This is a genomic window from Pontimicrobium sp. MEBiC06410 (assembly GCF_053601615.1).
In genome coordinates this window covers 185,625-191,624 of sequence record NZ_JBSHNT010000145.1, presented here as the reverse complement: position 1 = coordinate 191,624, position 6,000 = coordinate 185,625, and the positions used below count along the sequence as shown (strand labels likewise).

General features: G+C 32.4%; 5 protein-coding genes. 1 reads left to right on the top strand and 4 read right to left on the bottom strand.

What is annotated here, in order from left to right; genetic code table 11:
* Positions 1 to 280: 280 nt before the first annotated feature.
* Positions 281 to 490 (bottom strand): hypothetical protein, encoded by a 210-nt coding sequence (locus ACVC08_RS07070; RefSeq protein WP_452601527.1) that lies wholly within the window; start codon positions 488 to 490, stop codon positions 281 to 283.
* 808 nt (positions 491 to 1,298) lie between these two features.
* On the opposite strand from ACVC08_RS07070, the gene ACVC08_RS07065 reads away from it, so the two are divergent.
* Positions 1,299 to 1,427 carry a hypothetical protein gene (locus tag ACVC08_RS07065; protein ID WP_452601526.1) on the top strand — a complete coding sequence of 43 codons (129 nt, stop codon included), beginning with the start codon at positions 1,299 to 1,301 and terminating at the stop codon, positions 1,425 to 1,427.
* A gap of 90 nt (positions 1,428 to 1,517) precedes the next feature.
* On the opposite strand, the gene odhB is transcribed toward ACVC08_RS07065, so the two are convergent.
* From odhB to ACVC08_RS07050, 3 genes are all read right to left on the bottom strand, one after another.
* A complete protein-coding gene (gene odhB / locus ACVC08_RS07060; protein ID WP_452598011.1) occupies positions 1,518 to 2,750 on the bottom strand; it encodes a 2-oxoglutarate dehydrogenase complex dihydrolipoyllysine-residue succinyltransferase in 1,233 nt (410 codons plus the stop codon).
* Positions 2,751 to 2,820: 70 nt separating this feature from the next.
* Positions 2,821 to 3,186: a DUF3887 domain-containing protein gene (locus tag ACVC08_RS07055; RefSeq protein ID WP_452601525.1), complete on the bottom strand. Its 366-nt coding sequence runs from the start codon at positions 3,184 to 3,186 to the stop codon at positions 2,821 to 2,823.
* Between the two features lie 43 nt (positions 3,187 to 3,229).
* Entirely contained in the window at positions 3,230 to 5,989 is a 2,760-nt protein-coding gene (locus ACVC08_RS07050; protein WP_452601524.1) for a 2-oxoglutarate dehydrogenase E1 component, read from the bottom strand.
* Between the last annotated feature and the right edge of the window lie 11 nt (positions 5,990 to 6,000).

Below are 6,000 nucleotides of genomic sequence, written 5' to 3'. Positions count from 1 at the left end.
ATTATTTTATTAATTTTAGGAACGTATTTCTTTGTAACCAAAAAAGCATCAGAATCAACAACTAATTTATTGTTAATAGCAGGAGTTACTCAATTAACCCTTTTTTACGGAGTTATGTTTTACCTTTATAAAGGAAAAATGAAAAATGCATTAGAAGACTAATACCCCATGTTGGAACTCGTCTGCGACGAGTTATTATTTACAATATGGAAAACACAGAAAAAAATAAAAAGCTTTCGCAATATAATATTGCGAAAGCTTTTTAGTTGCTATATTTACACTATATTCCTTTCTTAAATTCAGCCAACGCACCAACAATGGTATTTAAGTTTTCGGTAATATTAGCTTCCAATGCCTTAAAATTGCTTTGAACATCTTTTTGATACACCAAATTCTCCCCGATATTCTTTTTAGGGATAAACTCGTTATCCTTTACAAACATCCATTCAATTGCAATTAGATAGAAGGTTAAAAGATAATAAAGTCCCATTTGAATTTAATAGAGATGAAGATTCTCGAAAAAAATACAAAAATGTGGATGAATGGGCTAAGGCTTTGAAAGATTAAAACCCTTGCTGGCACTCGTTTGCGACGAGTGATTATTTACAATATGTGTAGATACAGAAAGAAATAAAAAGCCAATATACAATGCATTATTGTAAAACATATACATATCTTAAATATATATAAGGCTATACCTAATACTCATTTAACCATTTTACTAGAAGTAAGTTATTGGTTTTTGGAATAATTTATAAAGCTATAAATAATTTAATATCTATATTATAAAGTCTACCTTCAACCTAGACTTGTTTAAGGTTTTACCATAAAGCATCTCTATTTTTAGGTGTTATGTCATGCTGAAACAAGTTCAGCATGACGTGATAAATAGTATCATGATACAAAACGAACTAATAGATAAAAATTAAACTTAAAAATTACAGTGACTACACTCTTTTTCATCTTAATACGGTTATTTATGGTAGAAAAAACCCATAGGGCAAGACAGAACACCATAAAATAAATAGTATTCTTAATTATGAAAACTAGCGTTTTACTACACGCTTAAAAATGATTACCCTGTACTAAAAAAACATTAAAAAACGCTGTAAAAACTAGTGTTTACAATACCTAACAAACGAAATAGGTTTCTAAAAAAAATACGTAGTTCTACGTATTTCATAACTCATTTAATCATTTTATCTTTACAATGCTATTAATTTAATTCTTAGGGAGAATTATGAGATTACTCTGCATCCAGTGGATGCAGGGTTTTCAAAATCAAAAAAAAAGTAAGTGTGCAAACTATTAAGATTATGGAAAAAATAAAAGGAGAAAATAACAAGAACTTAATTATAGGTGTTATGATTATAGCAGTTATTGTTATTTCAATTAACATCGTTGCGGGTTTTATTTTAACCGCTTAAAAGAAGAAATACTAAAATCTTAAATTCATAAAAAAAGCGTAACTAAATAGTTACGCTTTTTTTATACTTACATTGGTATGATTACTTATATTAAAGTTCTAAAGCCTTTTTAATATCGTTATTCATCAATAACTCCGTTGGATTTTCTAGCGCTTCTTTAACAGCTACTAAGAACCCAACACTTTCTTTACCATCAATAATTCTATGATCGTAAGATAATGCAACATACATTATTGGGCGTATAACAACTTGTCCATCTACAGCTACTGGTCTTTCTACAATATTATGCATACCTAAAATACCACTCTGCGGAGGGTTAATTATTGGTGTAGACAACATACTTCCAAAAACACCTCCATTAGAAATAGTAAATGTTCCTCCTGTCATTTCATCTACAGTAATTTTACCATCTCTAGCTCTTAATGCTAAACGCTTTACCTCTGCCTCTACACCTCTAAATGATAAATTTTCGGCATTACGTATTACTGGAACCATTAATCCTTTTGGCCCAGATACAGCTATACTTACATCTACAAAATCGTAAGACAACATTTCTTTTCCATCTATCATAGAGTTTACAGCTGGATATAGTTTTAATGCTCTTACTACCGCTAAGGTAAAGAAAGACATAAAACCTAGACTTACGCCATGTTTAGCCTTAAAAGTCTCTTTATACTCTTTACGTAAAGCAAAAATAGGAGACATATCTACTTCATTAAAAGTAGTTAACATTGCTGTTGTGTTTTTTGCTTCTACTAAACGTTCTGCTACTTTACGACGTAACATTGACATTTTACTCCTAGATGTTCCACGATTACCTCCGGTTGGAGTTCCCATAGATGGTACAGCATTAATTGCATCTTCTTTAGTTACTCGACCATCTTTTCCAGTTCCAGACACAGAGCCAGCATCCATACCTTTCTCAGCTAGAATCTTTTTAGCTGCAGGACTAGCTGTACCTGTAGCATATGTTTTAGATTCTACAGGAGCTGGTTTAGCTTGTTCAGCTTTTGGTGCTTCTTCTTTTTTCTCAACTTTAGCTGGAGCATCTCCTCCTTCTGGTTTTGCAGCGCTTGTGTCTATTAAACACACGACAGCACCTACCTCAACAGCATCACCTTCTTCAATTCTATTACCATCTTTGTCTGTAAGCGTTATTATTCCGCTTGCTTCAGCAGGAAGTTCTAATGTTGCTTTATCACTATCTACTTCTGCGATAGCTTGATCTTTTTCAACATAATCACCATCTTGAACTAACCATTCGGCTATTTCAACTTCTGTAATTGATTCTCCAGGAGAAGGCACTTTCATTTCTAAAATCATCGTACTATAATTTTGTATATTTTAAGTCTGTTGTGAATTTTAGACTAATTTATTTTACTTATTAATTTTTTTATTTTTTTTGTTGTGCTATTATATACAAACCACTAACTTTTCCGTTTGTATTATTAACACTTACACGAACATCCATAACATCTTTTGCAAAAGTTGTTTTATAAACAGCTGCTTGGTCTTTAACATTATAATATTCCATTGTTTTAATATCTCCACGAGATGCTTTAATTCTAGTATAAAATGCTACGGTTCGCTCTAATGGCATTTTTGCTTTCATTTCTGTATCAAACATATTAAAAATTGCTTCATAATTAGAAGCATTATATGCCGTTTGGAAATCGATTGCTGCTTTTTTATTTGCACTAGATTGTGAAAACCCTAATGAGAAACATAATAATGCAATAATTAAAAGTCCTTTTTTCATTTGTCTATGTATTAAAATTGGAGCAAGACTACTTCAATTGTGTTTAACGTTGATTATTTTTTGTTTTATCAAATACGTAATCTATTACTTCTTGATGACGTTTTTTTGAACGTGTAGAACTTCCTGCAGATGGTGCACCGTAAGGTCTTCTTGAAGCAGCTCTAAATGTTCTTGTTTCTTCTAAATGCATTAACATGTGGCTGTAAGCCCCCATATTCCTTGGTTCTTCTTGTGCCCAAACCACATCTTCTACATGTTTATATTTATCTAATATTGTACGTATTTCTTTCTTTGGTAATGGGAATAATTGTTCTATTCTTACAATAGCAACATCTTCTCTACCTTCTTTCTCTCTTACTTCTTCTAAATCGTAATAGAATTTCCCCGTTACAAATACTAAAGTTTTTACTTTATCTACAGTAACGTTGTCATCGTCAATTAAAGTTTGAAAGCTTCCTTTTACAAAAGAATCTACTGTAGATACAGCCTTAGGGTGACGTAATAAACTTTTTGGTGTAAATACAATTAATGGTTTTCTATAGCCAACCTTCATTTGTCTACGCAACAAATGAAACATATTTTCTGGTGTTGTACAATCAGCAACAAACATATTGTCTTTTGCACATAATTGTAAGTAACGTTCCATTCTTGCAGATGAGTGTTCTGCTCCCTGATTCTCGTAACCATGTGGTAATAACATGACTAAACCATTCTGCATTTTCCATTTATCTTCTCCCGCAGAAATGTACTGATCTAACATAATTTGCGCACCATTACTAAAGTCTCCGAATTGTGCTTCCCAAATAGTTAATGTTTTTGGGCTTGCCATAGCATAACCATAATCGAAACCTACAACTCCATACTCAGACAGTAATGAGTTGTAAATGTAGAAATCTCCTTGTGTGTCACTTACATTATTAAGTAATACAACTTCTTCTTCACTATCTTCTACTTTAACAACAGCGTGTCTGTGTGAAAATGTACCACGTTCTACATCTTGTCCAGATATTCTAACATTGTACCCTTCTTCTAATAATGTTCCATAAGCCAAATGTTCAGCCATAGACCAATCAAGTTGGTCATTATCAAACATTTTTTGTCTAGCTTCTGTTATACGCTCTATTTTACGAATAAACTTTTTATCTTCTGGTAGGTTAGAAATAACTTTCGTTATTTTTTCTAGTTGTTCTCTTGTTGTTGTTGTATCAACAGTTTTCATCATTTCTTCTTCATCTACACGTGAAAAATCTTTCCACTCGTGCTCCATAAATGGTGTAATAACTGTTTTATCTTCTTTTCTAGAATCTATTAAATTCTCTTCTAATGTATTTAGGTAATCTGCTTCAAGCTTCTTTACATATTCTTTTGTAATAACATCTTCGGTTATTAACTTCTCTACATAAATATCTCTTGGATTGGCATGGTTTTTTAAAGCCTTGTATAGCTTTGGCTGTGTAAATCTAGGTTCATCTCCTTCATTATGCCCATATTTTCTGTAGCCTAATAAATCTATAAATACATCGCGTTTAAATTGCATTCTAAAATCTAATGCAAACAACATAGCATGTACTACAGCTTCTGCATCGTCTGCATTTACGTGTAATACTGGTGATAATGTTACTTTACCAACATCTGTACAATACGTACTTGATCGTGCATCTAAGTAATTAGTAGTAAACCCTACTTGGTTATTTACAACGACATGAATGGTACCATTAGTTCGGTAACCATCTAACTGCGCCATTTGCACAACTTCGTAAATTAAACCTTGACCTGCTATTGCAGCATCTCCGTGTACTACTATTGGTAATACTTTACTAAAGTCGTCTTTATGGTATTTATCTTGTTTTGCTCTCGCTATACCTTCAACAACTGCTCCAACTGTCTCTAAGTGCGATGGATTTGGTGCAATACTTAAATGTATTTTTTTACCTGAATCTGTTTCACGGTTACTTGTTAAACCTAAATGGTATTTAACATCTCCATCGAATATTTTTTCTTCATAGTCTTTACCATCGAACTCACTAAAAATATCTTTTGTCGATTTACCAAATATATTTGCTAATGTACTTAAACGACCACGGTGAGCCATTCCCATTACAAACTCTTTAACACCTAGATCTGCTGCCTTTTCAATTACAGCGTCAAGAGCTGGTATTAATGATTCGCCTCCTTCTAAAGAGAATCGTTTTTGTCCTACATATTTTTTATGTAAAAACGCTTCAAAAGAAACGGCTTCGTTTAACTTTTTAAGAATATGTTTTTTCTGATCTGCCGAAAATTTAGGCTGATTATCGTTAATGTTAAGTTTATTCTGAATCCATTGTATTTCTTCTGGCTTTCTAATATACATGTACTCTACACCAATAGCATCACAATAAATAGACTCTAAATGATCTATTATTTGCTGTAATGTTTGTTGTGGGCCAAGTCCCAAAATATCTCCTGCATTAAATGTAGTATTTAAGTCGGAAGCAGATAAGCCAAAGTTTTCAATCTCTAGCGTTGGCGCATATTTTCTACGTGCTCTAACCGGATTGGTTTTTGTAAATAAGTGACCTCTATTTCTATAGCCATCTATTAGTTTTACAACTTGAAATTCTTTTTGAACATGTTCTGGAATCTGAGTAGAAACACCTTCTACTATTTCACCTTCCATTCCGTAATTTTCACTACCAAAGTCGTAGCCTTGAAAAAAGGCTCTCCAACTTGGTTCTACAGAATCTGGGTTTACAAGATATTGTTCGTATAAGTCAGCAAAGTATGCTGTATGTGCTGCGTTTAAAAAGGAATATTTATCCATGTTATGTATAA